The organism is Vreelandella subglaciescola (assembly GCF_900142895.1).
Classification (GTDB): Bacteria; Pseudomonadota; Gammaproteobacteria; order Pseudomonadales; family Halomonadaceae; genus Vreelandella; species Vreelandella subglaciescola.
The window spans coordinates 1-26,197 of sequence record NZ_LT670847.1; the positions used below are offsets into that span (position 1 = coordinate 1).

Consider the following 26,197-nt stretch of genomic DNA (forward strand, 5'->3'; position numbering starts at 1 on the left):
GTCAGCCGTCGTCACGGAAAAAATCCGGGCACAGGGCGGTTTTGGTCAAAAAATGAGCAATATTCTTACAAGCCCGTGACATCAGGCTTTGCGCGACCTTTCCAGAGTTTATCCACAGTCTCTTTCAGGTTTTCTGTGAACCGGTGAATAACGTAATGGCACCGCCGGGCTGATTATCCACAAAGTGGCGAATTGATTCACAAGGCAGCGATCCATGGGTCGGATCTGTGCGATCCACCGCTGGTGCTTGGCAAGGTCACCCCCTCACTGGGATAATACGCGGCTTTAGCCATACGGTGCCCATGACGATACATCAAGAGCTTGAACAAGCGCTGGAAGAGCTGGAAGCGACGCTTAAGGCAACCAGCCTGTGGCGCATTGAAACACCGCCGCCCGCGGCGTTTGAAAGCCGGCAACCGTTTTGCGTGGATACCATGTCGCTGCCGCAGTGGCTGCGCTTTGTGTTCGTAGCACGCCTTTATGCGCTGATTGAAGCTCGGGCGCCGCTGCCGGCGAAATGCGAAGTCGCGCCGGCCATTGCGGCCTACCTTCAGCAGCAGAGTGCCAAGGCAAGCGACCAGCTGTTGGTCGTACAGAGCGTTGAACGCATCGATGAGCTGATCACCCGGCATTAAAAAAGTGCTGCCCGCATGGCGAGCAGCGCCAAACGCTGAGGAGAATCGGTCAGTAGAAAAAGCGCAGAAACGCTTAGAAGCGATAGCTGATACCGGCCATGACGACTACCGGGTCGATTTCCACGGTGCCGGCGTTGGCACCGGCGACTTTGGTGTCGGTATCGATATCGGATATACCAGGCAGCGGCGTTCATCGCCCAGTTATCGTCAATCAGCAGGTCAATGCCGATCTGGCCGGCCGCACCCCAGGAATCTTCCAGCTCAAGCGAGGCACCGGGCACATTGACCTCTTCGCCGGAAAAGTGCGTGTAGTTGATGCCCGCGCCGATGTAAGGCTGGACGCGTGCGGCGGGTGCCGCCAAGCGGATAGTACTGAAGCGTCAGCGTGGGCGGCAGGTGTTTGGTTTTGCCAGTGACAGCGCCGTCAGCGATGCTGATGTCGTGCTCGAAGGGTAGGGCTGCGAGCAACTCCACGCCCATCTTGTCGTGGAAGCGATAGCCCACCGTAAAGGCAAAGCCGGACTCGTCGTCAACATCCACGCCAAGGCCGGTCATACCCAGCGTATTAATGTCGCCGTTATCACTTTTCGGCGCGACCTTGGCCACGCCAACGCGAGTATAAATATCGCCCGCACCGTAAGCGAAAGCCTGAGTGCTGGCGGTAACGCCGGCAGCGGCAACGCCGGCGGCAAGCAGAGCGGTCAGGGCAGTTTTGCGCATCGTTTAGTGACTCCAGAGGTTTTACATTACAGGCAAGCTAGGGCTTGTCGTTTATCAATGAAGTCAGTGTAAATGCCGTGCCTTGGCGGGTTATTGACCCAGCGCAAGGGAGTTCCGTCTTCTAATAAAAAGGCATGAAAAAGGGCTCCCGCGGGAGCCCTTTCATCTTTCATCTTTCATCTTTCATCTTTCATCTTTCATCTTTCAGCTTTTATTATGCTGAGCGGTATTATGCCCGCTCGATGGCCTGATATTCCTCCGCATCGGCCGTCACGCTGCTCACCACCATGATGGCAACGAAGGCAGCGATGAAGCCGGGAATGATCTCGTAGATACCGGGACCGCCCATGAACTCACCGTTCCAGCCCAGTGAAATCCAGATGATAACGGTGAGGGCACCTACAATCATGCCCGCAAGGGCGCCGGCACCGTTGGTGCGCGGCCACATCAGCGACAGAATGATCAGCGGGCCGAAGGCCGCGCCAAAGCCTGCCCAGGCGTTACTCACCAGACCCAGCACCTGAGAGGTTGGATCCGACGCAATGACCGCTGCCACCAGGCCAACCAGCACGACACTAATCCGGCCAACCGTGACGGCTTCTTTTTCCGACGCCTCTTTACGCAGGAACAGGCGGTAGAAATCCTCGGTCAGCGAGGAGGAGGCCACCAGCAGCTGGCTGGAAATGGTGCTCATGACGGCGGCAAGCAGTGCGGCATAAAGGAAGCCGGTGATCAGCGGGTGGAACAGCAGTTCCGAGAGGATGATAAAGATCGTTTCCGGATCGGCGACCTCGAGTCCGTTGCGGATCGCATAGGCCCGGCCGAATATCCCCATGGAGATGGCGCCGACCAGCGAGATGAACATCCAGCTCATGCCGATGTTACGGGCGACAGGAACCTCTTTCAGACTCCGGATGGCCATGAAGCGCACAATGATGTGTGGCTGCCCAAAATACCCCAGCCCCCACGTTACGGCAGATAGCCAGCCGATAAAGGTCAACCCCTCCGTCCAGGATAGAAGCGTAGGATCGGTTGCATTCAGGGTCTGTGACGCCTGATCGAAGCCGCCGCCCCCTTGGCCATAGAGGACCACGATGGGCATGATCACCAGTGCCAGCATCATGATGCAGCCCTGCACGAAGTCCGTCATGCTCACGGCCATGAAGCCGCCGATGACTGAGTAGACCAGTACCACGCCCAGCGTGATAACGATGCCTGCAGAGTAGTCGCTCATGCCGCCAATACTGATCACGCCGGAAAACGCGCTTTCGAACAGCTTGCCGCCTGCCACCAGGCCCGACGCTGTATAAACCGCGAAAAACACCACGATAACGATAGCAGATACCGTTCTCAGCGGTATGGCTTGGGTCGGGAAGCGGTTTGCCAGGAATGCCGGAATGGTGATCGCATTACCATAGTGCACCGTTTGTTCGCGAAGGCGCGGTGCAACCAGCACCCAGTTGAAGAACGCGCCCACGAACAGGCCGATACCAATCCAGGCGGAACCCAGGCCGGAGATAAACATGGCCCCGGGTAAACCCAGCAGCAGCCAGCCGCTCATGTCCGAAGCGCCCGCCGAAAGGGCTGCTACCTGTGGGCTTAGGGATCGGCCACCCAGTATGTAACCTTCAGACGTAGACGTGGATTTGCGCATCGCATAGAAGCCGATGCCAATCATGAGTGCGAAGTAGATAAAAAGGCTGATCCAAACGCCAATAGCCATAAGAACATCTCCCGTTTGTTATTGAGCCGGGTGCCACTCCGGCCGATTGTGGGTATGCGTATGCAGCAACCCGGGCTGTTGTAATCCCGCCTTATTCACCGGGCTGAGACAGAAAAGAAGATGGCGAGCAGTTTCTCTTGTAGAATCAATATGTTCCTAACCGAACTTGACTCAAGAGGACCACTCGCCATGGGTGAAAGCCTATCCCCCTGGACCCCGTCATGCAACGGGTCCATCCGCGTCGAGCTCAGCGGCCATCGCACCACCAGCGACAGCGGTGCTTTGCTGTTGCGTGAAGCCCTCGACAACAGCGGCATGATCGATGCGCTGGACGACCATCTGGTCGATCATCGCGACCCGGATCGCGTCCGCCACTCGTTAGCCAGCCAGCTGCGTACCCTGGTGCTGCAGCGTTCGATGGGCTGGATCGACCTCAGCGATACCGACACGCTCCGCCGTGACCCGCTCTGGCAGCTAGCCTGCAGTGATGCCCGCGGGACAACGCCGTTGGCTCAGGACCGGCCATCTCAAGCGACGCTGTCGCGGCTGCTGACGTGCCTGGGCCGCGACGACAATATCGATACCGTGCATGAGGGCCTGCTGCGGCTGGCGGTCTGGCGACTGACCTCGCTGGACGGCGGCGAACGCCCCGAGCATCTGACGCTGGACATCGACGGCTTGCCGATCGACGTCCACGGCCACCAGGGCGGTTCGGCGTTTCATGGACTTTACGGGGCCAGAATCTACTCGCCTTTGGTGGCCTCGCTGGCAGAGACCGGCGACATGGTGGGCGGTCTGCTGCGTGAAGGTAACGCCGGCCCAGCCGAGAATGCCGATACCTGGATCCCACATCTGGTGCGGCGACTCAACGAGAGCACCGGGGCCAAGGTCAAGGTACGCATCGACGCGGGTTTCACCGACAACGACACGCTTGAGGCGCTGGAAGATCGCGACATCGAGTATCTGGGCCGGTTGCGCAGTCATACGGGCCTGCAGACACTGGCAGCGCCACATCTGAAGCGGCCACGCGGCCGGCCCCCGAGCAACCTCGGGAATGGTGCCATGACCTGGCGTACCAAGCCGGTACCTGGCCGGCGCCGCGGCGCGTGGTGCTGGTGGTACAAGAGCGGCCCGATGATCTGCTGCTGCATGCCTTCTTTTTGGTCACCAACCTCGGCAAGTTCAACTGGCCGCCGGAAAAGGTCCTGGCGCTTTATCGCAAGCGCGGCAGCGCCGAAGCCCACATGGGCGAGGTGAAGTCGGCGCTCGACCTGCATCTCTCCTCGACTGATCGCGGTGTCTCCACCGTCCAGGACGTCATGGCCCGCAACGAGGTAAACCTGCTGCTGACTCTCTGCGCTTATCAGGTGCTACACGGGCTGCGTTGCCTGTTGGAACGACAGACCCGGCAGGGCTGGAGCCTGAAGCGGATGCGCGAGCAGGTGCTTAAGGTGGCCGCCACGCTGACAGTGCACGCCCGGCGCATCACCGTGCACCTCGGCGATGCCGCCGATAAATGGTGGCCATCTTTACTGAAAGGGTTGCCGCGGCTGACGGCATTGACCTGACACGTCGCATTACTCAGCCTTTTCCAGCAGACAAAACGGCCACTATGGAGGCCGACGACCACGGCTGCGCCGTCACTCGAAACCAATGAACTTCAGTTATAAATATCACGGCATTGATACGATAAAGCTATGTGCTAATCGGCTACTCAGCGACCGTATGACATAAAAGCCGGTCGGTCCCGGTCACCACGGGACGTAAAACGCTCGTTCGGCGTCCTGATGAATAAGGCGGGGTAATATTTATTTATCGTTGTCGAGGTTATGGCTGTGGCCTTAGCTATCCCCCATGGCCAGAAGTGAGGCGTTGCCGCCGAGGGCGGCGGTGTTGTTGGTCACGGTTTTTTCCGAGGCAAAGCGCAGCAGGTAGTTGGGCCCACCGGCCTTGGGGCCGGTGCCTGAAAGCCCCTGGCCGCCAAACGGCTGAACGCCGACCACCGCGCCGATGATATTGCGATTGATATACACGTTACCGGCGCGGATTTTCTGCGCGATTTCCGCTGCGAACGAGGCATTACGGCTGTGCACGCCAAACGTCAGCCCGTAGCCGCGACCGTTGATATCGTCGATGACCTGATCGAGCTCACTGGCTTTGTAGCGCACGATGTGGAGTATCGGCCCGAACTGTTCGCGGCTAAGCGCATCGATGTTGTCGATGGCAACGGCCGCCGGTGCGATAAAGGTGCCGTCCTGTGTCCGCTCGGCCTCCAGCGGCGTTTGTGCAATCAGGCGGCCTTCCGCGGTCAGCGTGTCGATGTGGGCCTGCAGCTGTTCGCGGGCGTCTTCGTCGATGACCGGGCCCACGTCAGTGCCCAGGTCACGCGGGTCGCCCACGCGCAGTTCCTGCATTGCCCCGGTCAGAATTTCGATGACGCGCTCGGCCACGTCTTCCTGCAGGTACAGCACGCGTAGCGCCGAACAGCGTTGGCCAGCGCTCTGAAAGGCTGACTGGATAACGTCAACCACGACCTGTTCAGGCAGGGCGGTGGAGTCCACGATCATCGCGTTCATGCCGCCGGTTTCGGCAATCAGCGTGGGCAGCGGCGCGTTTTCCCGCGCGGCCAGCGCTCGGTTGATAATTTGCGCGGTATCAGTGCCGCCGGTAAACGCCACGCCGGTAATGCGCGGGTCGGCGGTCAGCACGCTGCCCACGCTCTTGCCATCGCCGGGCAGCAGCTGTACTGCGTTGCGCGGCATGCCGGCGGCGTATAAAAGTTCGACCACGCGGTGGGCAATGAGCGAGGTTTGTTCCGCCGGCTTGGCCAGTACGGTATTGCCGGCCACCGCCGCGGCGACCATCTGGCCGCAGAAAATCGCCACGGGGAAGTTCCACGGGCTGATGGCCGCGAAGACACCCTTTCCGCCCATCTGCAGGCAGTTGGACTCGCCGGTGGGGCCGGGCAGTTCGATGGCCTCGCTGAAAATGTCTTCAGCGCGCATGGCGTAATAACGGCAGAAATCCACTGCTTCCTTGATTTCGTCAACGCCGTCGGTCAACAGCTTGCCGCCTTCCCGCGAGCACAGCGTCATCAGCTCGGGCGTGTGTGACTCGAGCAGGTCGGCAAAGCGGCGCAGTATGGCGGCGCGCTCGGCCACCGGCGTGGCGTCCCAGTCGGGAAACGCTGCCCAGGCCGCATCCAGCGCCTGAGCCGTTTGTGCCTGGGTGACCCATTGAATGCTGCCCAGACGCTGGCGCCGGTCAAAGGGGCAGGTGACGTCGTGGGTGTTGGCCGTATCGTCGTCGACCTCAAACGCCAGCAGGGGCTTGGCCGTATAGGTTTTCTCCATGAACTCGGCCATTTGTTCCATCAGCGGATAGAAATGGCTGCGAACGTTGAGATTTACGCCGCGCGAGTTGCGCCGCCGAGGGCCGTAAATATCCTGGGGCAGCGGGATGCGCGGGTTGGCAAAGGACTCGTGCGCGGCAAGGGTGTCAACGGGGTGTTCACAAAGCGATTTTACCGGCACGTCGGGATCAACGATCTGGTGGACAAACGACGAGTTGGCGCCGTTTTCCAGCAGCCTGCGCACCAGGTAGGGGAGTAGATCCTTGTGCGCACCAACCGGTGCGTAAATACGGCAATAGGTGCCCTCGGGCGCGCGCTTAAGAGCGGCGTCGTAAAGCGCTTCGCCCATCCCGTGCAGGCGCTGAAACTCAAACGGTCGGCCGTGCTGGTTGGCCTGGGCCAGAATGGCCGTCACCGTATGGGCGTTGTGGGTGGCGAACTGGGGGAAGATACGTCCCTTTGTTGCCTCGGAAAGCAGAAACTGTGTGCAGGCCAAATACGCCACGTCGGTGCAGGCTTTACGCGTAAACACCGGGTAGCCTTCAACGCCCAGCTGCTGAGATTCCTTGACCTCGGTATCCCAGTAAGCGCCTTTCACCAGCCGCAGGGGGATTTCGTCGCCCTGCTGGTCGGCCAGCCGGTTAATGTAGTGAAGCGTGGGCAGCGCGCGCTTGGCGTAGGCCTGTATCACTAGACCAAAGTGCCCCCAGCTTTTCGCGGCGTCGCTTTCGTACACGGCGCGGAAAACCTCGAGCGACAGCTCCAGACGGTCGACTTCCTCGGCGTCGATGGTGATCTCGACATCAAGCTCGCGTGCCGTTTTCACCAGCGCGGTGACGGTATCCACCAGCTCGGTCAGGATCTGCTCGCGGCGGCCAAATTCATAGCGCGGGTGCAGCGCTGACAGCTTGATCGAGATGGACGGCGCGGGCGTGGTGTCGCGCAGTTTCTGGCGCGCCTTGCCCACCTGCTCGATGGCGCTTTTATAGTCGTTGAAGTAGCTCTGGGCGTCACCCCGGGTGCGCGCGGCTTCGCCCAGCATGTCGTAGGAATAGGTGTAGCCTTTGTCGAACAGCGGCTTGGAGCGCTTGAGCGCTTCGTCGATGTCGCGCCCCAGAACAAACTGCTTGCCCATGATTTTCATGGCTTCAACCATGGCGCGGCGAATGACCGGCTCGCCCATGCGATTGACCATGCGGTTGATAAAGCTGGCCGGCTGGCCGTCTTCAGGGTGGGGGTGGTCAAGTTTGAGCACGTGGCCGGTCATCAACAGCCCCCACGTCGAGGCGTTGACCATCCATGATTCGCTTTTGCCGACGTGGGCGTTCCAGTCGGCGGGGCCGAGTTTGTCTTCGATCAGCGCATCGGCGGTGGCCTTGTCGGGAATGCGCAGCATGGCCTCGGCCAGGCACATCAACATCAGCCCTTCGTGGGTATCCAGGCTGTATTGCTGAAGCAGCTCGTCGATGGTATCGACGGCGGTATCCATGTTGCGTACTTCGCGCACCAGCGAAGCGGTGTCTTCTTCAATGCGAGCGTAGTCATCGCGGTCAACTTCCAGCAGTTTGATGAGCTCCCGGACAAAGCGGTCTTCATCGACAATATAGTGATCGCTAAGGCGCGCCATTAGCGTATCAATATCGGTTTGCCAGGTGGCAGGGTCACGCAGTGTCTTGGCATTGAGCATTGAAGCCCCCAGAGAAGAGACAGAACCAGTCAGGTATTACGCCTTACGATGCTTTCGAATGTAAGGCGCAAAGGCCCCACGTGCATGTTCGTTTCAGGGTAAAACGTGTTGGTTTCATTGTAAGCGCTTTACCACAAAGGCTTTTTAGGACTTTAGTGGAGTTTGAATCTTATCGCCAGCGAGGGGGCTCGAAGCGCATAAGACATTAGTCTGTGACGCTTTGGTTTGACGAACGGTTTGACGAACGGTTTGATGACGTAGCTGACGTGGCGATACGCCAAAGCAGCGGCGAAAAGCGTGAGACAGCGTACTTTGGCTGGCAAAACCGGTTTGCAGGGCGATGTCGGTCAGCGGCAGGGCGCTTTGCAGGATCATTTGGCGGGCTGTGCCCAAACGCTGGCGGCGCACGAACTGCCAGGGAGAAAGCCCGGTCTGGCGACGAAACTGCGTGGAAAAATGCGCCTCACTCAGGCAGGCCAGACTCGCCAGATCAGCGACGCGTAGCGGCTCGGCCAGGTGGTGTTCAATATAGCGCTGAATAGGCGCCATGTTTAAGCGTTTGGATGTCTGTCGGGTGCTCGGGCCAAGGCGTGACATCAGCGCGCCGAGAAAAGCCACGGCCAGCCGGTCGTGGTGCATGGCGTCGCTATGGTCAGGCGCCGTACGGCCAGGCTCGCTTTCTATCAGCGCCATTTCGCTTTCCATAAAGGCCATATAGTGGCGCAGGGCGTTATCGAGCGTAAAAAAGCGTGGAGCATCAAACAGCGCGGCCAACTCGCGATGATCACCGCAAAGCGCCGGGGCTTCGGGGGGAAGGTCAAGAATGAGCTGGCGGTTATCAGAATTGCCTGAATAGTAGTGCTCGCAGTTGGCCGGCACGATGCAGCCGGCGTAGGCATCCAGCCGCCCGCCGAGTCCCTCGATTTCAAAGCGTGCGGTGCCGCAGAGCGTAATCACGATCTGATGAAAAGCGTGCGCGTGATGACGGGTAGCGGTGTCCAGCGGCAGCGCGCGAATGGTGCTGAGCATGGCGACCTCCTCGAGGGTTAAGGTTGGCGCAGGGCCATGCGTGCGGCCAGGTGGTCGCGCAGCGCCTGAAGCTCGGACTGCCCGCGCGTATCCAACAGGGGCTTGCCCTGGGCAATCTGCCAGCGGCGGCCATGCTCTTCCATAAGGTGCACGGCACGGCGGCGCACGCCTTCCAGATACTCATCGTGCCGAATCGGATAGCCGATCAGCGTGTGCCATTCGCTTTCGCTGACCTGGCTTGCCAGTGCCTTGTCAAACACGTCCAGCAGGTGGTGTGATTCGGTGCGATAGCGCGGCGTACGGGTCGACAGCAGTATGATCACTGTGCTGCCGATGACCAGCAGGCAAACGCCAAACACCAGCAAATAAAGCGCCATGAAACGGCTCCGGAATTGCGTGTACGGGATGTCATGTACGTTACAGGAACGTCATATGTACAGGGACGTGTGAAGCAAACGTACATCATACGCTGACACGCAACGCGAGAAAATTTGTCGGGCAAGCGAACTTTTGTTGATAACGGTGTCTGATAGTTTACAGGCAGCATAGCGATAGCAGTGGCAAAGGCTGTTGCATTGATCACCGTGACAGGAGGATCAGCGCGAGAATTGTTGGACTGGCTTATTGTTTTCGATCCCTTGTTTACGCTGCCTACGGGCAGCGTTTTTTTATGCATGCCATATTGTTACGTCTTCAGCATGCCGAAGGACCGAGTCTCACGAATACATCAATGGCGCCGCGTATTGAGCAGGGCCATCAGGATGTCGCGCCGCGTGACAATGCCGACGAGGCGCTGCTGCTCCACGACCGGGTAAATCTTGGGCTTGGCGCCAAGCATTTCCTGAGCCAGGTCGGTAATGGATTTGTTGGGCGTAACGCTGAGCACGTCGTTGCGCATCAGTTCTTTTACCAGCGGCGCTTCACCGTCATTATAAACGCTATCCAGTACCTGACCGATCACATCCTGCTCGGAAATAAAGCCCACCAGACGATCCGCGCTATCGACGACCGGTGCGCCGGGCAGGCGATGTAGCGTCAAACCCTGGGCAAGCGTGGTGATCGAGGTCTCTGGCGATACCCGGTAGCAGTCCCGGGACATGATATCGCGAACAACATCCGGCGTTTTCTGAGCCATAATAATGCTCCTGACACGAATCGTGGTTGAAGAACGCTGCAGCGGCCATCATTTATAAAACTAGCCTATTTCATTGATTTTTACCCGCCAGGAGTACGCTGATGGATGCACGCGAATACTTGAGCCGTAAGGGCGTTGCGCTGGACCGCGACCCGGATCGTCCTAATACCCTGGAAGAGAAAGCCTGGGAACGCGCCCGTGGCGCCGGTGACCACCGGCCTATTACCGGCACGCCGCACGACTGGGAGGATTGGGAGCGCTATCACGACGAGCTGGCCGAAGATGCGGCGTCGCTGGAGCAGAAAATCGACAAGCAGGCCCACCGTCAGGCGGAACACCCGCCCGTAACGGCGCCCGCTAGCGAGTCTGAAGCGAACGCATCCGCCCCCGAGCCTGAACCTGAACCTGAACCTGAACCTGAACCTGAACCGGCGCAGGCAGCGGCCAGCGCGGCGGTGGGGCACTTTACGCCGCCAGCGCCAGGCCAGGCGGCCGAGCTGGATATGCCCGCCGCGCCCGCTGAAGATGAGCCCGCGGTGCTCAACGCCGCCTACGCCGCGCTGGCCGTGCTGTTCCCACCGCTGGCCGTCGGGTTGAGCGGCGGTGGCGGGCAGCGAGTCGCGATCAGTATCGCTCTGACCTTGCTGCTGTGGGTGCCGGGCATCATCTATGCGATCACCTGGCTGCGCCGCCGCTAATGGCGTTGGGCAGCGCACGGCAAGCCGGTATACTCGGGTAAACGTTTTTCTGTAACGAGGTTTACCGTGAGCTATCTTATTGGCGTGACGGCGCTGTGGGCATTTTCGTTCTCGCTGATTGGCGCCTATCTGGCTGGTCAGGTCGACAGCTATTTCGCCGTGCTGGTGCGGGTGTTGCTGGCGACGCTGGTCTTTTTGCCGTTTTTGCGCCCCCGCCTTTTGCAGGGCAAAAAGCGTCTTGCGCTGATGGTGATCGGCGCGCTGCAGCTAGGCGTCATGTACCTGTTTTTTTATCAGTCGTTTCTACTGCTGTCGGTGCCCGAAGTGCTGTTGTTTACCGTCTTTACGCCGGTGTATATCGCGCTGCTTGACGACCTGCTGTTTGGCCGCTTTACGCCGCTTTATTTGCTCACGGCATTGCTGGCCGTGCTGGGCGCGGCGGTAATCCGCTACGACGGCGTCAATGCCGGTTTCTGGCTGGGCTTCTTCGTGGTGCAGGGCGCCAACCTGTGTTTTGCGCTGGGGCAGGTGGGCTACCGACGGCTGGCTGTCACGCTGCCGCACTCGCTGCCGTGGCATAACGTCTTCGGCTGGTTTTTTCTCGGCGCACTCGCGGTAGCGCTGCCCGCGTTTTTACTGCTGGGCAATACGGCCGCCTTGCCCACTGCAGGCCACCAATGGCTGGTGCTGGTGTGGCTGGGGCTCGCCGCCTCGGGCGGCGGCTATTTTCTCTGGAACCGCGGCGCGGTCAAGGTAAATGCGGGCACGTTGGCGATCATGAACAACGCGCTGGTGCCTGCGGGGCTACTGGTCAATCTGGTGCTGTGGAATCGCGAGGCCGATCTTGGCCGCCTGGCGCTGGGCGGGGCGATTATCGGCCTTTCGCTGTGGCTCAACCAGCGGCTTTACCGCGGGCGCAAAGCCGCGGTGGCCTGAGCGAGCCACGTGCCACGACTTAAGCCTATTTGCCCGCCGCCGCCTGGGCCGACATAATGCAGGCCGATGTTAATGGGTTGCCTTAATGACTGACACAGCTTCTGCTACCGGCGCACCGCCTGATGATAGCGGTAAGCGGCCTTTTGCCACCATCGGCCTGATCGGCCGGCTGGGCAGCGACAAGGTCGTGGATTCTCTCAAGCGCTTGATTCGCTACTTGACCGAGCGCGACTATCACGTGGTGATCGAAGACCGCACGGCTACGGTCGTGACGGACCACGGCTTGCCGGAAACCAGCCGCCGGGCACTGGGCGAGCTGTGCGATCTGGTGATCGTCGTGGGCGGCGACGGCAGCCTGTTGGGCGCGGCGCGCACGCTGTGTGAGACCGGCACGTTGATCCTGGGCGTGAATCGCGGTCGCCTGGGGTTTCTGACCGATATTTCCCCCGACGAGCTGGAAGCCCGCGTTGGCGAGGTGCTGGCCGGCCACTTTGAGCGCGAAGAGCGCTTTCTGCTGGATGCCGAGCTTTACCGTAACGGCGTTGCCGTCGGCCACGGCGAAGCGCTCAACGAAGTCGTGGTGCATTCGGGTAAAGCCGTGCGCATGATCGAGTTTGAGCTGTTCGTCGACGGCCAGTTTGTTTATAGCCAGCGCAGCGACGGTCTGATCGTCGCCACGCCCACCGGCTCCACGGCCTACGCGCTTTCCGGCGGCGGGCCGATCATGCACCCCAAGCTTGATGTGGTAACGCTGGTGCCGATGTTTCCGCATACGCTGTCCAGCCGGCCGGTGGTGCTGGACGCGGCCAGCGAAATCCGCATTCATATTGGCGAAACCAACCTGACCTATCCGCATATCAGCTGCGACGGCCAGACTCGCGCGGTGGCCAAGCCCGACGACGTGCTGGTGGTAAAACGCAAACCTGAACGGGTGCAGCTGGTACACCCGCTCGGGCATAATTTTTACGAAGTGCTGCGCAGTAAGCTGGGCTGGAGCCATCGGCTGGGAGATTAATCATGCACAACACCCCGCAAGGCAGGCCACGGCTGGAAGGTTACGATTTAATTGGCGATGTTCACGGCTGCGGCGCGACGCTGGTTACGCTGCTGGAGAAAATGGGCTACGAGCAACGCGGCGGCGTATACCGGCATCCGCGGCGGAAAGTGATTTTTCTCGGGGATTTGATTGACCGCGGGCCGCGTATTCGTCTTTCGGTGACCATTGCCCGGCGTATGGTGGAAGAGGGCGAGGCGCACATCGTCATGGGTAACCATGAATATAACGCGCTGGCCTATTCCTATCCGGGGCCAGCCGGCAGCGGTAAGCGCTGGCTGCGCGAGCATACGCCGCGCAACAATCGTCTGATTCGTGAAACGCTGGAGCAGTATTACGACTATACCAACGAGTGGGAAGATACCCTGGCGTGGTTCAAGACCATTCCGCTGTGTCTGGAGATTGACGGTATTCGCGTGGTTCACGCCTGCTGGGATGAGACGCTGATCTCGAGGTTAAAGCAGCGCCACCCCAACGCCTGTATGGACGATGCGTTTCTGGAAGAGTCGACTGATGCCTCGACCGAGGCGTTCAGCATTCTTGACCGGCTGACGCGCGGAGCGAACATCCCGCTGCCCGGTGACGTCGAGATCCATTCCGGCGACGGCTTTACGCGCCGGAGTTTCCGCGCGCATTTCTGGAGCAAAGATCCGTTGGTCTGGGGCGACGTGGTGTTTCAGCCGGACAACCTGCCGGGTGATCTGGAAGCCCGGCTGCTTGAGCCGGGTGAGCGCCAGCGCTTGAGCTACTACGGCAGTGATCAGCCGCCGCTGTTTATTGGCCATTACTGGTGCGAGGGCGTGCCGTCGCTGCCGACGCACAATATTGCCTGCCTGGACTACAGTGCAGTGAAGTACGGGCGCCTGGTAGCGTACCGCTGGAGCGGCGAGCAAACGCTGAACGCCGACCGTTTTGTCTGGGTGCGCGTGCCCCGTGAAGAGAGCTTGCTGTCGGGCTGATGCAGCGACACATCGCCGATTTTAGAAAAACTGACATTTTTTGCGATAGCGAGTGAACTTTGCCTGCTGCCGGCCCTCATCCCGCCTTATTCACCGGGCTGAGACAGAAAAGAAGATGGCGAGCAGTTTCTCTTGTAGAATCAATATGTTCCTAACCGAACTTGACTCAAGAGGACCACTCGCCATGGGTGAAAGCCTATCCCCCTGGACCCCGTCATGCAACGGGTCCATCCGCGTCGAGCTCAGCGGCCATCGCACCACCAGCGACAGCGGTGCTTTGCTGTTGCGTGAAGCCCTCGACAACAGCGGCATGATCGATGCGCTGGACGACCATCTGGTCGATCATCGCGACCCGGATCGCGTCCGCCACTCGTTAGCCAGCCAGCTGCGTACCCTGGTGCTGCAGCGTTCGATGGGCTGGATCGACCTCAGCGATACCGACACGCTCCGCCGTGACCCGCTCTGGCAGCTAGCCTGCAGTGATGCCCGCGGGACAACGCCGTTGGCTCAGGACCGGCCATCTCAAGCGACGCTGTCGCGGCTGCTGACGTGCCTGGGCCGCGACGACAATATCGATACCGTGCATGAGGGCCTGCTGCGGCTGGCGGTCTGGCGACTGACCTCGCTGGACGGCGGCGAACGCCCCGAGCATCTGACGCTGGACATCGACGGCTTGCCGATCGACGTCCACGGCCACCAGGGCGGTTCGGCGTTTCATGGACTTTACGGGGCCAGAATCTACTCGCCTTTGGTGGCCTCGCTGGCAGAGACCGGCGACATGGTGGGCGGTCTGCTGCGTGAAGGTAACGCCGGCCCAGCCGAGAATGCCGATACCTGGATCCCACATCTGGTGCGGCGACTCAACGAGAGCACCGGGGCCAAGGTCAAGGTACGCATCGACGCGGGTTTCACCGACAACGACACGCTTGAGGCGCTGGAAGATCGCGACATCGAGTATCTGGGCCGGTTGCGCAGTCATACGGGCCTGCAGACACTGGCAGCGCCACATCTGAAGCGGCCACGCGGCCGGCCCCCCGAGCAACCTCGGGAATGGTGCCATGACCTGGCGTACCAAGCCGGTACCTGGCCGGCGCCGCGGCGCGTGGTGCTGGTGGTACAAGAGCGGCCCGATGATCTGCTGCTGCATGCCTTCTTTTTGGTCACCAACCTCGGCAAGTTCAACTGGCCGCCGGAAAAGGTCCTGGCGCTTTATCGCAAGCGCGGCAGCGCCGAAGCCCACATGGGCGAGGTGAAGTCGGCGCTCGACCTGCATCTCTCCTCGACTGATCGCGGTGTCTCCACCGTCCAGGACGTCATGGCCCGCAACGAGGTAAACCTGCTGCTGACTCTCTGCGCTTATCAGGTGCTACACGGGCTGCGTTGCCTGTTGGAACGACAGACCCGGCAGGGCTGGAGCCTGAAGCGGATGCGCGAGCAGGTGCTTAAGGTGGCCGCCACGCTGACAGTGCACGCCCGGCGCATCACCGTGCACCTCGGCGATGCCGCCGATAAATGGTGGCCATCTTTACTGAAAGGGTTGCCGCGGCTGACGGCATTGACCTGACACGTCGCATTACTCAGCCTTTTCCAGCAGACAAAACGGCCACTATGGAGGCCGACGACCACGGCTGCGCCGTCACTCGAAACCAATGAACTTCAGTTATAAATATCACGGCATTGATACGATAAAGCTATGTGCTAATCGGCTACTCAGCGACCGTATGACATAAAAGCCGGTCGGTCCCGGTCACCACGGGACGTAAAACGCTCGTTCGGCGTCCTGATGAATAAGGCGGGCTCATAGTAAGTGTTCCCTTGAATGATCCCTTGCTTTATCCGGCGGCTTCCACCGCCGGTTTTTTTCGTCTGGACATAAAGAGAGCGCCATGCAGCCCGTTATGCTTCTGCCCCACGATGCCGATACGCGTACGCTGCGCCAGACGCTTTGGCAGCAACGCATCAGCCACCGTATTACCCAGGAGGCTGACGGTCAGCTTCTGTGGCTGGCCAACCCGGCTCAGTATGATGCGCTGCAAGAGGTAGTGGGGCGCTGGCAGCGCGGCGAGCCGCTGGATACGCCTGACCACCCGCGCCCTCAGCCCCGGGGCATGGTTAACTCGCTGTCGCTGGGGTTAATCAAGCGCGTGCCGGTCACCGCGGCGATGGTGGCCCTGAGCGTTGCGGTGTTTGCGCTGATCAGCGTGTTTGGCGACTGGCTGATTGTCAGTTTGACCATCGTGCCGGTCGGCATCTCCGGCGACGAGCTGGTGTTTGGCTCGCTAAGCCAGACGCTGGCCAGCGGCCAGATATGGCGGCTGTTATCCCCGGCGTTTTTGCACTTTGGCTGGACGCATCTGATTTTCAACCTGATGTGGGTCTGGTATTTCGGCCGCCAGGTCGAAACGCTGCAGGGCAGCCGCTGGATGCTGACGCTGCTACTGGTCGCCGGCGTGGGTGCCAATTTGGCCCAATACGCCACGGGTACGGCACTGTTTGGCGGTATGTCGGGCGTGGTTTATGCGCTGCTGGGCCACGTATGGCTGATGTCGCGCCGCGTACCACAAAGCGGTTTTTTCGTGCCGACGATGCTGGTCGTCTTCATGCTCGGCTGGATGGTGTTCACCATGACGGCGCTAGCGGGCAAGGTAGGCTTTGGCAACGTGGCCAATGAAGCGCACCTGGGCGGGCTGATGGTCGGGCTTGCTACCGGCTGGTATGCCTCCATACGGCGCCTTCGTTCGGGCTCCTAGGGTTCGCCTGAAAAGCGCCTGTGCTCACCATGTGGTGTTAACAATCGACTCAAGGTACTCATTGACTGTATGTAAACTCGTGCAACTATTCTTATTGTGTAATAACCCCCGGCCTTGGTGCCGGGGGTTTTTTTGTATAGCGCAATGGTATGCTGGGCGGGTTTACGGGCGCCGTTTTGTACGGCTGCCGACAGCGAATACCACCTCGCCGGAGCTTGCCATGAGCGATATGACCTTCGAGAAAATGATCAGCCAAATGACGCCGTCAATCTATACAAGCCTCAAGCAGGCGGTGGCATTGAGAAAGTGGCCGGACGGCAAGCTGCTGACGTCAGAGCAGACCAGACTGTGCCTGGAGGCAGTCATGCGTTACGAAGTGGAGAACAGGGTGCCCGAAGAAGACCGCGTGGGCTATTTGCAGCAGCGCACCTGCGGTGCCGGTGCCGACGGCAGCGGCGTGTCCCCGGAAATGGCCGGGCTTGGCCGGGATGCCACCGGTGGCCGCTGAAATGCTCTCGGGCGGGCTGCAAAAAATGGCCGCAGTGCCCGGCGCTGATTCGGTCGGCACCGTTGAGTACCGGCTGCGGGTCGGTGAACACGAGGTTGGGCTGAACGCGCGTATCGGTATGCCGCTTAGCCTTGAATGGCACGGTGAAATTGCGTGTACCAACTGCGGACGCAACACCCGCAAAAGCTTTGGTCAGGGCCACTGCTACCCGTGCTTCAAACGCCTGGCGCGATGCGATATGTGCATCGTCAAGCCCGAGCTTTGCCACTACTTTCAAGGCACCTGCCGCGAGCCCGAGTGGGGCGAGGCCAGCTGCTTTACGCCACACGTTGTGTATCTGGCGAACTCATCGGGGCTGAAAGTCGGAATTACCCGCAAAACCCAGCTGCCCACCCGCTGGCTGGATCAAGGCGCCATTCAGGGGCTACCCATACTCGAAGTGGCCACCCGCCAGCAGGCGGGATTTGCCGAGGTGCTGCTGAAAGAGGCGGTGTCTGATCGCACCAACTGGCGCGCCATGCTCAAGGGCGACGTGGCAATGCTTGATCTGTACGCCGAACGTGATCGTTTACTGGCACAGTTTGCACCGAGGCTGGATGCGCTGCGGGACACCCACGGTGGTGATGCCATCCGCCGGCTGGATGCCCGGGCGCAGGCCTTCACGTATCCGGTACGGACTTTCCCTACCAAAGTGGTGTCGCACAACCTGGATAAAACCCCGAAAATTGAAGGCGTGCTGTTGGGCATCAAGGGCCAGTACCTGATGCTCGATACCGGCGTGATCAACCTGCGCAAATTTACCGGCTATCAGGTCAGCGTGGCGTAAGTGTATTTGACGCTGTATTCATGTCTCGCGGCGATCGCTTGCCCAGGTATTGGCATCGGGGATCGATATCGTATAGTCCTGGGCCAGGTAGTCGGATGACAGAATGAAGTCGGCGCTGGCGGCGTTACAGGCCACCGGCACGTTCCACAGCGCGGCCAGACGCAGCAACGCCTTGACGTCGGGGTCGTGGGGCTGCGGGGCGAACGGGTCCCAGAAGAAAATCAGCACGTCCAGCGCCTGTTCGGCAATCCGCGCGCCCATTTGCTGATCGCCGCCAAGCGGGCCGCTCATCAGGCCTTCAACGTTCAGCCCCAGATGCGTTTGCAGCTTGCCGGCCGTGGTGCCGGTGCCCACCAGCTGATGCTGCTGCAGCGTTTCCTGCCAGCGGCTCGCCCATTCCAGAAGCTCGCGTTTCTTGCCGTCGTGGGCGATAAGGGCAATACGTTTGCGCGCCGGCAGTGTGCGCGTTGCCTGGCGGGTAGGGCGGGCATTGTGCATGATGTTTCTCCTGATCAATGTGTGCGAGCCTAGTAAATACCTGTCAGCCTTATTAAAGGACAAACGGATGACATTTAATATCGCCATTAACGGCTTTGGGCGGATTGGACGCAACGTGCTGCGGGCGCTGTATGAAAACGGCTATCGCGAGCGCGTTCGCGTGGTGGCGATCAACGACCTGGGTGATCCCGCGCTCAATGCGCACCTGCTGCGTCATGATAGCGTGCATGGCCACTTTAACCTGCCGGTGAGCCATGACGAACAAAGCATTAGCGTAGGCGATGATCGTATCGCGATGCTGGCCGAACGCGACCCCCGTGCGCTGCCGTGGCAGTCGCATAACGTGGACATCGTGCTGGAATGCACCGGCCTGTTTACCCGCCGCGAGGCCGCCGCCGGCCACCTTGCCGCCGGCGCACGCCGGGTGCTGATTTCAGCGCCGTGCCCCGACGCTGATGCAACCGTGGTGTTCGGGGTGAACGACGACGTGCTGCGTGCGACGCATACGGTGGTCTCCAATGCCTCCTGCACCACCAACTGTCTGGCGCCGCTGGCCCAGGCGCTGGACGCTGCGCTGGGCATTGACAGCGGGCTGATGACCACCATTCACGCCTACACCAACGACCAGCACCTGTCGGACACCTGGCACAAGGATCCGTACCGCGCACGCAGCGCTACCCAGTCGATGATTCCGACCCAAACCGGCGCCGCGGCGGCGGTCGGCAAGGTGCTGCCAGCGCTTGACGGCAAGCTCGACGGCCTCGCCGTGCGCGTGCCGGTGATCAACGTCTCGCTGGTTGACGTCACCTTTACCGTGGCGCGAGATACCAGCGTCGCGGAAGTCAATGCGATTGTGGCGCAGGCAGCGGAGCACTCAGGCGTCATGGCCGTCAACGCGCAGCCGCTGGTCTCGATCGACTTCAACCACGATGCCCATTCCTGCGTATTTGATCAGAACCACACCCGGGTCAACGGCCGCCTGGTCAAGGTCATGGCCTGGTACGACAACGAATGGGGCTTTTCCAATCGCATGCTGGATACCGCCCTTGCCATGCAGGCGTGCGACAAGTGACGATGCTTTTTTAACGCCCGGTTTTTCACTGTTTTTGGCAACAGGAGCGCCCATGAGCCAGCCCCGAAGTGCATCAACCGAACCGTTCGGCGATGTTAGTCACGCCATTGATCTGGCGCTGTTTGGCGCGCTGGGCGACCTTGCCCAGGGCAAGCTGTTGCCCGCGCTTTACCAGCTTGACCGCGAAGCGCTGCTCGCCGCTGACACGCGGATTCTCGGGCTATCGCGCCACGCCCACGATACGGCGTCGTTTCGCCAGCTGGTGGCCGAGGCCCTCGATGCGCGCCTGACAGATGACGAGCAGGATGCCGAGAGCCGCACGCGTTTTTTACGCCGGTTGGATTACAGTCCGTTGGAGTTTACCCAGGCGGCGGACTATGCCGCCGTGGGCGATTGGCGCGGCACGGCCACGCGGCCGATGGTGGTGTATTTATCCGTCGGGGCGCGGCTTTATGGCGATATTTGCGGCTATTTGCAGCAAAGCGGTAGCCTGGGTGAGCACGATCGCGTGGTGGTGGAAAAGCCCGTGGGGCATGATTTGGCGTCCTCCAACGCGGTCAACGATGCCATTGGCGAGGTTTTCCCCGAAAAGCAGATCTACCGCATCGACCACTATTTGGGCAAGGAAACGGTGCAAAACCTGATTGCGCTGCGCTTTGCCAACCCGCTGTTTGGCAACCAGTGGAACCAGAACCACATTTCCCACGTGGAAATTACCGTCGCTGAAAAAGTCGGCATCGAAGGCCGCTGGGGCTATTTTGACGACGCCGGCCAGCTGCGCGATATGGTGCAGAACCACCTGTTGCAGCTGCTCTGCCTGATTGCCATGGATCCGCCTTCCAATCTGGACGCCGACGCCATCCGCGATGAAAAGGTCAAGGTGCTCAAGGCGCTCAAACCATTGACGCCGGAAGCCCAGGAGCGCGACGTGGTGCGCGGCCAGTACATTGCCGGCACCAGCGACGGCCAGCCGGTGCCGGGCTATCTCGAGGAAGACGGCGCCAATCCGCAAAGTCATACCGAAACCTTCGTCGCGCTGAAAACCGAAGTGGCCAACTGGCGCTGGGCGGGGGTGCCGTTTTATCTGCGCACCGGCAAGCGCCTGCCGGAAAAACTCTCCCAGATTGTCATTCACTTTCGCCAGCAGCCGCACTATATCTTCGATCCCGACCAGCGCAGCCTGGCGGCCAATAAGCTGGTGATCCGCCTGCAGCCGGATGAAGGCATCGCGCTGCAGGTGCTGACCAAAGATAGCGGGCTGGATAAAGGCATGCGCCTGCGTCCCGGCCCGCTGCATCTGGATTTCAACAATGCGTATCCCAAGTCGCGCATTCCCGACGCCTACGAGCGCCTGTTGCTGGAAGTCATGAAAGGCCGGCAGTACCTGTTTGTGCGCCGCGATGAAGTCGAGTACGCCTGGCGCTGGTGCGAGCAGCTGAGCGAAAGCTGGCAGGCGCGCAGTACGCCGCCTCGGCGCTACCCCGCGGGCTCATGGGGGCCGGTGGCGTCCATCGCCATGATTACCCAGGACGGACGCAGCTGGTACGAGGATTACTGATATGAAAAGAGTGCTGACATGAGCGACCCCCGAGAAGCCCTTGCCGGGCAGCTGGCCGAAGCCGTCGCCAGCGCCCTGGCAGAAGATCTGCGCCATCAGCCGCGCGCGTTGCTGGTCGTCTCCGGTGGCTCTACGCCGGTGGCGTTTTTTCGCGCGTTGGCGGCAACGCCGTTGGAGTGGGCGCGGGTTGACGTAACGCTTGCCGACGAGCGTTGGGTGGAAGAAAGTGATTCCGATAGTAATGCCCGTTTGGTGCGCGAGGAGCTGCTGCAGCATGAAGCCGCCGCCGCACGGTTTGTGGGCCTGAAAACCGCCGCCGGCACGCCGGAAGAAGGTGCCGAGGAAGCGGCGGCACGTCTCGAGGCGCTGGCCTGGCCGGCAAGCGTCGTGGTGCTGGGCATGGGAACCGACGGCCATACCGCCTCCATATTTGCCGATAGCCCCGAGCTTGAGCTGGCGCTTGCCACCCGCGATCCACTGGTGGCGGTGCGGGCACCCAGCCAGCGCCAGCCGCGTATCACGCTCTCGGCCGACCGCTTGCACCGTGCGCGGCGGCACTTTCTGCACATTACCGGCGATGCCAAGCGCGACGTGCTGGCCCGAGCGCTGCCCGGCGATGATGCCCGCGAGCTGCCGATCCGCGCGTTTTTAGCCTGCCCGCTGGCGATTTACTGGGCGCCCTGAGGCCAACGGTGTCATGTGGGTGTGCCGCCATGCCCCGAGATCAGGCATGATGAACAGGGTTCTTACTGAATAATGATAATTTTTAATATGTTGGAGACGTTTAATGATTGATAAACAGTTGCCCTCAACGCGTACCGCCGAACTCGACAGCATCTGCCTGAAGGCCGAAGTATTGCCGGTGATTACCATCGAGCGGCTGGAAGACGCCGTGCCCATTGCCCGGGCGCTGGTGGAAGGTGGCCTGCAGGTACTGGAAATCACGCTGCGCACCGCCTGCGCGCTTGACGCCGTGGCGCGCATACGCGAAGCGCTGCCGGGTGCGAGCATTGGCGTGGGCACGGTGCTGACGCCGGCGCAGTATCGTCAGGCCGAGCAGGCGGGGGCGGATTTTGTGGTGACCCCGGGCGCGACCGAAGCGCTGTATCGCTACGGCATTGAAAGCCCGGTGCCAATGCTACCGGGCGTGGCAAGCGTCTCCGAAGTGATGACCGGCTGGCAGTACGGCTACCGCCGTTTCAAGTTCTTTCCCGCCGAGGCCAGCGGCGGCGTGGCCGCGCTCAAGGCCTTTAGCGCACCGCTTGCCGACGCGCGTTTTTGTCCCACTGGTGGCATTAACGTCGACAACGCCGGAGATTACCTGGCGCTGGACAGCGTCATGTGCGTAGGCGGCACCTGGCTGACGCCCAAGGCGCTGGTTGACGCTGAAGACTGGGACGGCATCCGCGATCTGGCCAAACAGGCCGCCGAACGCTTTCACCATTAAGCGGCGTTGAGTCTCTTTGTCGCGCTGCCGGCTGTCCTCACGGGCTTAAGTGAATGGTCACCGGCACTTGCTGCGAACAGGCCCCTTTCGGGGCCTTGGCGGCGTCAATCAGAGTCGGACACCGTCGGATAAGGGTTGTCTGGCATGAGCGCTCTGGGTAGAGGCGGGCGGCGGGCATCTTCCTTGGGCCCATAATTGCTGGCTAGATAGTCGAGAATGGTGGCTTCCATCTCGGGCTGGAACTGCCAGAGCCCTTGGGTTTTTTGCATCCAGCGGATCAGCGACTGCCAATGGTTGCGCGAGCCGCTGTTCTGGGTAACCAGCTTGGCGGAATGGCAGACGGTGCAGTTGGCCTTGGTCGCTTGCCAGCCTTCAGCCTGGATAAAACCCGTGTCGGGATCAGTTTCCTGAGCCAGAGCGCCGGCCGGCAGACCGATCAGCATGGCGATCAGCGCTGCCTTGCCCCACTGAAATGAGGTGTTCATGAATGAGCCCGCCTAATTCACCGGGCTGAGACAGAAAAGAAGATGGCGAGCAGTTTCTCTTGTAGAATCAAGATGTTCCTGAACGAACACAATTCAAGAGGACCACTCGCCATGGGTGAAAGCTTATCCCCCTGGACCCCGTCATGCAACGGGTCCATCCGCGTCGAGCTCAGCGGCCATCGCACCACCAGCGACAGCGGTGCTTTGCTGTTGCGTGAAGCCCTCGACAACAGCGGCATGATCGATGCGCTGGACGACCATCTGGTCGATCACCGCGACCCGGATCGCGTCCGCCACTCGTTAGCCAGCCAGCTGCGTACCCTGGTGCTGCAGCGTTCGATGGGCTGGATCGACCTCAGCGATACCGATACGCTTCGCCGTGACCCGCTCTGGCAGCTAGCCTGCAGTGATGCCCGCGGGACAACGCCGTTGGCTCAGGACCGGCCATCTCAAGCGACGCTGTCGCGGCTGCTGACGTGCCTGGGCCGCGACGACAATATCGATACCGTGCATGAGGGCCTGCTGCGGCTGGCGGTCTGGCGACTGACCTCGCTGAACGGCGGCGAACGCCCCGAGCATCTGACGCTGGACATCGACGGCTTGCCGATCGACGTTCACGGCCACCAGGGCGGTTCGGCGTTTCATGGACTTTACGGGGCCAGAATATACTCGCCTTTGGTGGCCTCGCTGGCAGAGACCGGCGACATGGTGGGCGGCCTGCTGCGTGAAGGTAACGCCGGCCCAGCCGAGAATGCCGATACCTGGATCCCACATCTGGTGCGGCGACTCAACGAGAGCACCGGGGCCAAGGTCAAGGTGCGCATCGACGCCGGCTTCACCGACAACGACACGCTTGAGGCGCTGGAAGATCGCGACATCGAGTATCTGGGCCGGTTGCGCAGTCATACGGGCCTGCAGACACTGGCAGCGCCACATCTGAAGCGGCCACGCGGCCGGCCCCCCGAGCAACCTCGGGAATGGTGCCATGACCTGGCGTACCAAGCCGGTACCTGGCCGGCGCCGCGGCGCGTGGTGCTGGTGGTACAAGAGCGGCCCGATGATCTGCTGCTGCATGCCTTCTTTTTGGTCACCAATCTCGGCAAGTTCGACTGGCCGCCGGAAAAGGTCCTGGCGCTTTATCGCAAGCGCGGCAGCGCCGAAGCCCACATGGGCGAGGTGAAGTCGTCGCTCGATATGCATCTCTCCTCGACTGATCGCGGTGTCTCCACCGTCCAGGACGTCATGGCCCGCAACGAGGTAAACCTGCTGCTGACTCTCTGCGCTTATCAGGTGCTACACGGGCTGCGTTGCCTGTTGGAACGACAGACCCGGCAGGGCTGGAGCCTGAAGCGGATGCGCGAGCAGGTGCTCAAGGTGGCCGCCACGCTGACAGTGCACGCCCGGCGTATCACCGTGCACCTCGGCGATGCCGCCGACAAATGGTGGCCATCCTTACTGAAGGGGTTGCCGCGGCTGACGGCATTGACCTGACACGTCGCATTACTCAGCCTTTTCCAGCAGACAAAACGGCCACTATGGAGGCCGACGACCACGGCTGCGCCGTCACTCGAAACCAATGAACTTCAGTTATAAATATCACGGCATTGATACGATAAAGCTATGTGCTAATCGGCTACTCAGCGACCGTATGACATAAAAGCCGGTCGGTCCCGGTCACCACGGGACGTAAAACGCTCGTTCGGCGTCCTGATGAATAAGGCGGGATGAGGTGTTCATGAGACCTCCTCGGCCACCTGAACCGCAATGCGATGGCAGGCGTTATTGAGATAGCCCTTGGGGTTCCAGCCCGGCACCACCATGGGCTGAGAAAGGCCGTTCTCGTCGGTGGCTCTGGCCCAGACTTCAAAGTAGCCGGGCTCGGGAAACTCGACCGAGGTGGTCCAGCGCTGCCAGGCCAAGCGGTTGGGCGGGTTTTTCAGTTCAGCGTCGTGCCACGTGGCCCCGAAGTCGATGGACACCTGCACTTTTTTCACCGCCAGATCGCCGGCCCAGGCATGGCCGCGCACCGTCATCGCTTCGCCAAGCGCCTGGTCGGCCCCGGACTGCGGAAACGTCACCAGAGATTTCACCGGCATCGACTGGATGGTCACAAAGTCTTCCAGCGGTACCTGACTGCCCGGCGCCACGGGATGTTGGGGTACGCTATAGGAAGGCGCGGCCATCTTGGTGCCGTCGTGTTTTTGATTGCGGATCACAATGCGTTTTAACCACTTTCCCGAGACCGACCCCGGCCAGCCGCCGCACACGACGCGTAGCGGATAGCCGTTGAGATAAGGTATGTCCTCGCCATTCATCGCCCAGGCGATCAGTGACTCATCTTCCAGAGCTTTCTCGATGGGCACGCCGCGTGAAATGGCGTCTTTATCGGGGTTGCCGCTGGCATGGGCGTCAGCGCCATAGTTACCGGTATAGACGGCGTCGTCGGCGATGCCGCAGGCCTCAAGCACATCGCGCAGGCGCACGCCGGTAAAGGTCGGGCAGGCCACTGCGCCGGTCGTCCACTGGTTGCCGCTGGCCGAGGGCACGAACTCGCTGCGGCCATTGCCACCACATTCCACCTGTAGCTGGTAGGTGTGGTGCTCGAACTGCTCCTTGAGCTCGGCAATGCTGAAGCTCTGCGGGTTTTTGCAGGACTCTCCGCCGATTTCGAGCTGCCAGGTATCCGCATCGATGTCTGCTATCGCCGGTGGAATGCCGTTGTTGCGCACGAACATGTGCCGGGCCGGGGTGATGTCATCGTCGAGCAGATGAGGCGGCGTTTCGGCGTTAATCGGCCGGTCATTGAGGACGGTCAGCCCTTCCTTGCCCTTCAGTTGGAAGGACTCGTTGCTCTGGGCCAACGCCGCCGGGATCAGTCCGCCGGGCATATGATTGGCAAAGGGAATCGAGCCGCCGACGGCGGCGGCCATGGCCAGTAAGCTCGAGCGTTTCAAAAAGCCGCGGCGACTGGTCGGGTCGACTTCACGATCCCAGAGCTGTTTATCGGCCATTTCAGGGTCGTCGGAATAGAGCTCGTGGATGCCACGGGCTTTGGTATCAGTGGGGCGTTTCTTCATTGTAGAACTCCTGGCTGGCCCGCAGACCGGCTGAGATATCGCCGGACG

General features: G+C 60.8%; 22 protein-coding genes and 2 pseudogenes. 15 read left to right on the forward strand and 9 right to left on the reverse strand.

The window, feature by feature from the left end; genetic code table 11:
* The first annotated feature begins 302 nt into the window (after positions 1-302).
* The gene (locus B5495_RS00005) at positions 303-635 is read left to right on the forward strand and encodes a YqcC family protein (RefSeq protein ID WP_079550222.1); all 333 of its coding nucleotides are present in this window, start codon (positions 303-305) and stop codon (positions 633-635) included.
* Positions 636-708: 73 nt separating this feature from the next.
* Here the strand turns inward: B5495_RS00005 and B5495_RS00010 are convergent.
* Positions 709-1,355, reverse strand: a pseudogene (locus tag B5495_RS00010) (OmpW/AlkL family protein).
* A gap of 229 nt (positions 1,356-1,584) precedes the next feature.
* Positions 1,585-3,078: a sodium/proline symporter PutP gene (putP, locus tag B5495_RS00015; protein WP_079550224.1), complete on the reverse strand. Its 1,494-nt coding sequence runs from the start codon at positions 3,076-3,078 to the stop codon at positions 1,585-1,587.
* A 189-nt stretch (positions 3,079-3,267) separates the two neighbouring features.
* On the opposite strand from putP, the pseudogene B5495_RS00020 reads away from it, so the two are divergent.
* Positions 3,268-4,646, forward strand: a pseudogene (locus B5495_RS00020) (IS1380 family transposase).
* 273 nt (positions 4,647-4,919) lie between these two features.
* Here the strand turns inward: B5495_RS00020 and putA are convergent.
* The 4 genes from putA to B5495_RS00040 all read right to left on the reverse strand — a co-directional run bounded on the left by putA (position 4,920) and on the right by B5495_RS00040 (position 10,281).
* Positions 4,920-8,117 carry a bifunctional proline dehydrogenase/L-glutamate gamma-semialdehyde dehydrogenase PutA gene (putA, locus tag B5495_RS00025; RefSeq protein WP_079550226.1) on the reverse strand — a complete coding sequence of 1,066 codons (3,198 nt, stop codon included), beginning with the start codon at positions 8,115-8,117 and terminating at the stop codon, positions 4,920-4,922.
* Between the two features lie 144 nt (positions 8,118-8,261).
* The gene (locus B5495_RS00030) at positions 8,262-9,146 is read right to left on the reverse strand and encodes an AraC family transcriptional regulator (protein ID WP_079550228.1); all 885 of its coding nucleotides are present in this window, start codon (positions 9,144-9,146) and stop codon (positions 8,262-8,264) included.
* Between the two features lie 17 nt (positions 9,147-9,163).
* Positions 9,164-9,523, reverse strand: a complete 360-nt coding sequence (locus B5495_RS00035; protein WP_079550230.1) for a hypothetical protein — start codon at positions 9,521-9,523, stop codon at positions 9,164-9,166.
* A 350-nt stretch (positions 9,524-9,873) separates the two neighbouring features.
* A complete protein-coding gene (locus B5495_RS00040) occupies positions 9,874-10,281 on the reverse strand; it encodes a CBS domain-containing protein (RefSeq protein ID WP_079550232.1) in 408 nt (135 codons plus the stop codon).
* Positions 10,282-10,382: 101 nt separating this feature from the next.
* On the opposite strand from B5495_RS00040, the gene B5495_RS00045 reads away from it, so the two are divergent.
* The 8 genes from B5495_RS00045 (at position 10,383) to B5495_RS00080 (ending at position 18,012) form a co-directional block, all read left to right on the forward strand.
* On the forward strand, positions 10,383-10,979 hold the full coding sequence (locus tag B5495_RS00045; RefSeq protein ID WP_079550234.1) for a YqaE/Pmp3 family membrane protein: 597 nt from the start codon (positions 10,383-10,385) through the stop codon (positions 10,977-10,979).
* Between the two features lie 66 nt (positions 10,980-11,045).
* Positions 11,046-11,915 carry an EamA family transporter gene (locus B5495_RS00050; protein WP_079550236.1) on the forward strand — a complete coding sequence of 290 codons (870 nt, stop codon included), beginning with the start codon at positions 11,046-11,048 and terminating at the stop codon, positions 11,913-11,915.
* Between the two features lie 85 nt (positions 11,916-12,000).
* Positions 12,001-12,930, forward strand: a complete 930-nt coding sequence (locus tag B5495_RS00055; protein ID WP_079550238.1) for an NAD(+) kinase — start codon at positions 12,001-12,003, stop codon at positions 12,928-12,930.
* Between the two features lie 2 nt (positions 12,931-12,932).
* A complete protein-coding gene (locus B5495_RS00060) occupies positions 12,933-13,928 on the forward strand; it encodes a metallophosphoesterase (protein WP_231897203.1) in 996 nt (331 codons plus the stop codon).
* A 145-nt stretch (positions 13,929-14,073) separates the two neighbouring features.
* On the forward strand, positions 14,074-15,492 hold the full coding sequence (locus B5495_RS00065) for an IS1380 family transposase (RefSeq protein WP_079550240.1): 1,419 nt from the start codon (positions 14,074-14,076) through the stop codon (positions 15,490-15,492).
* A 322-nt stretch (positions 15,493-15,814) separates the two neighbouring features.
* Positions 15,815-16,678 carry a rhomboid family intramembrane serine protease gene (locus tag B5495_RS00070; RefSeq protein WP_079550242.1) on the forward strand — a complete coding sequence of 288 codons (864 nt, stop codon included), beginning with the start codon at positions 15,815-15,817 and terminating at the stop codon, positions 16,676-16,678.
* Positions 16,679-16,898: 220 nt separating this feature from the next.
* The gene (locus B5495_RS00075; RefSeq protein WP_079550244.1) at positions 16,899-17,186 is read left to right on the forward strand and encodes a YeaC family protein; all 288 of its coding nucleotides are present in this window, start codon (positions 16,899-16,901) and stop codon (positions 17,184-17,186) included.
* Positions 17,167-18,012 (forward strand): DUF2797 domain-containing protein, encoded by an 846-nt coding sequence (locus B5495_RS00080; RefSeq protein WP_422822005.1) that lies wholly within the window; start codon positions 17,167-17,169, stop codon positions 18,010-18,012. Before B5495_RS00075 ends, B5495_RS00080 begins: the two co-directional genes overlap by 20 nt.
* A gap of 18 nt (positions 18,013-18,030) precedes the next feature.
* Here the strand turns inward: B5495_RS00080 and B5495_RS00085 are convergent, their stop codons facing one another.
* On the reverse strand, positions 18,031-18,510 hold the full coding sequence (locus tag B5495_RS00085; RefSeq protein WP_079550246.1) for a methylglyoxal synthase: 480 nt from the start codon (positions 18,508-18,510) through the stop codon (positions 18,031-18,033).
* A gap of 67 nt (positions 18,511-18,577) precedes the next feature.
* Between B5495_RS00085 and gap the strand changes: the two genes are divergently transcribed.
* The 4 genes from gap to B5495_RS00105 all read left to right on the forward strand — a co-directional run bounded on the left by gap (position 18,578) and on the right by B5495_RS00105 (position 22,587).
* Positions 18,578-19,582 (forward strand): type I glyceraldehyde-3-phosphate dehydrogenase, encoded by a 1,005-nt coding sequence (gap, locus tag B5495_RS00090; protein WP_079550248.1) that lies wholly within the window; start codon positions 18,578-18,580, stop codon positions 19,580-19,582.
* A 52-nt stretch (positions 19,583-19,634) separates the two neighbouring features.
* Positions 19,635-21,140, forward strand: coding sequence for a glucose-6-phosphate dehydrogenase (zwf, locus tag B5495_RS00095; protein ID WP_079550250.1), 1,506 nt, complete (start codon positions 19,635-19,637; stop codon positions 21,138-21,140).
* A gap of 18 nt (positions 21,141-21,158) precedes the next feature.
* Complete coding sequence (pgl, locus tag B5495_RS00100; RefSeq protein WP_079550252.1) at positions 21,159-21,824, forward strand: 6-phosphogluconolactonase; 666 nt, start codon at positions 21,159-21,161, stop codon at positions 21,822-21,824.
* A 103-nt stretch (positions 21,825-21,927) separates the two neighbouring features.
* Positions 21,928-22,587, forward strand: coding sequence for a bifunctional 4-hydroxy-2-oxoglutarate aldolase/2-dehydro-3-deoxy-phosphogluconate aldolase (locus B5495_RS00105; RefSeq protein ID WP_079550254.1), 660 nt, complete (start codon positions 21,928-21,930; stop codon positions 22,585-22,587).
* A gap of 104 nt (positions 22,588-22,691) precedes the next feature.
* Here the strand turns inward: B5495_RS00105 and B5495_RS00110 are convergent, their stop codons facing one another.
* Positions 22,692-23,072: a hypothetical protein gene (locus B5495_RS00110; protein WP_197685628.1), complete on the reverse strand. Its 381-nt coding sequence runs from the start codon at positions 23,070-23,072 to the stop codon at positions 22,692-22,694.
* A gap of 72 nt (positions 23,073-23,144) precedes the next feature.
* Here B5495_RS00110 and B5495_RS00115 point away from each other — a divergent pair, with 72 nt between their 5' ends.
* Positions 23,145-24,563 (forward strand): IS1380 family transposase, encoded by a 1,419-nt coding sequence (locus B5495_RS00115; RefSeq protein WP_079550256.1) that lies wholly within the window; start codon positions 23,145-23,147, stop codon positions 24,561-24,563.
* Positions 24,564-24,805: 242 nt separating this feature from the next.
* Here the strand turns inward: B5495_RS00115 and B5495_RS00120 are convergent, their stop codons facing one another.
* Positions 24,806-26,149, reverse strand: coding sequence for a sulfite oxidase (locus tag B5495_RS00120; protein ID WP_079550258.1), 1,344 nt, complete (start codon positions 26,147-26,149; stop codon positions 24,806-24,808).
* Positions 26,150-26,197 lie beyond the last annotated feature (48 nt).

Excerpts from the sequence above, each read along its gene's own strand:
- zwf (WP_079550250.1), top strand. The coding sequence starts at position 19,635 with ATGAGCCAGCCCCGAAGTGCATCAACCGAACCGTTCGGCGATGTTAGT.
- B5495_RS00110 (WP_197685628.1), bottom strand. The coding sequence starts at position 23,072 with ATGAACACCTCATTTCAGTGGGGCAAGGCAGCGCTGATCGCCATGCTG.
- B5495_RS00055 (WP_079550238.1), top strand. The coding sequence starts at position 12,001 with ATGACTGACACAGCTTCTGCTACCGGCGCACCGCCTGATGATAGCGGT.
- B5495_RS00065 (WP_079550240.1), top strand. The coding sequence starts at position 14,074 with ATGTTCCTAACCGAACTTGACTCAAGAGGACCACTCGCCATGGGTGAA.
- B5495_RS00045 (WP_079550234.1), top strand. The coding sequence starts at position 10,383 with ATGGATGCACGCGAATACTTGAGCCGTAAGGGCGTTGCGCTGGACCGC.
- B5495_RS00030 (WP_079550228.1), bottom strand. The coding sequence starts at position 9,146 with ATGCTCAGCACCATTCGCGCGCTGCCGCTGGACACCGCTACCCGTCAT.
- B5495_RS00105 (WP_079550254.1), top strand. The coding sequence starts at position 21,928 with ATGATTGATAAACAGTTGCCCTCAACGCGTACCGCCGAACTCGACAGC.
- putP (WP_079550224.1), bottom strand. The coding sequence starts at position 3,078 with ATGGCTATTGGCGTTTGGATCAGCCTTTTTATCTACTTCGCACTCATG.
- putA (WP_079550226.1), bottom strand. The coding sequence starts at position 8,117 with ATGCTCAATGCCAAGACACTGCGTGACCCTGCCACCTGGCAAACCGAT.
- B5495_RS00060 (WP_231897203.1), top strand. The coding sequence starts at position 12,933 with ATGCACAACACCCCGCAAGGCAGGCCACGGCTGGAAGGTTACGATTTA.
- B5495_RS00070 (WP_079550242.1), top strand. The coding sequence starts at position 15,815 with ATGCAGCCCGTTATGCTTCTGCCCCACGATGCCGATACGCGTACGCTG.
- B5495_RS00040 (WP_079550232.1), bottom strand. The coding sequence starts at position 10,281 with ATGGCTCAGAAAACGCCGGATGTTGTTCGCGATATCATGTCCCGGGAC.
- B5495_RS00115 (WP_079550256.1), top strand. The coding sequence starts at position 23,145 with ATGTTCCTGAACGAACACAATTCAAGAGGACCACTCGCCATGGGTGAA.
- B5495_RS00005 (WP_079550222.1), top strand. The coding sequence starts at position 303 with ATGACGATACATCAAGAGCTTGAACAAGCGCTGGAAGAGCTGGAAGCG.
- B5495_RS00080 (WP_422822005.1), top strand. The coding sequence starts at position 17,167 with ATGCCACCGGTGGCCGCTGAAATGCTCTCGGGCGGGCTGCAAAAAATG.
- pgl (WP_079550252.1), top strand. The coding sequence starts at position 21,159 with ATGAGCGACCCCCGAGAAGCCCTTGCCGGGCAGCTGGCCGAAGCCGTC.
- B5495_RS00075 (WP_079550244.1), top strand. The coding sequence starts at position 16,899 with ATGAGCGATATGACCTTCGAGAAAATGATCAGCCAAATGACGCCGTCA.
- gap (WP_079550248.1), top strand. The coding sequence starts at position 18,578 with ATGACATTTAATATCGCCATTAACGGCTTTGGGCGGATTGGACGCAAC.
- B5495_RS00120 (WP_079550258.1), bottom strand. The coding sequence starts at position 26,149 with ATGAAGAAACGCCCCACTGATACCAAAGCCCGTGGCATCCACGAGCTC.
- B5495_RS00085 (WP_079550246.1), bottom strand. The coding sequence starts at position 18,510 with ATGCACAATGCCCGCCCTACCCGCCAGGCAACGCGCACACTGCCGGCG.
- B5495_RS00035 (WP_079550230.1), bottom strand. The coding sequence starts at position 9,523 with ATGGCGCTTTATTTGCTGGTGTTTGGCGTTTGCCTGCTGGTCATCGGC.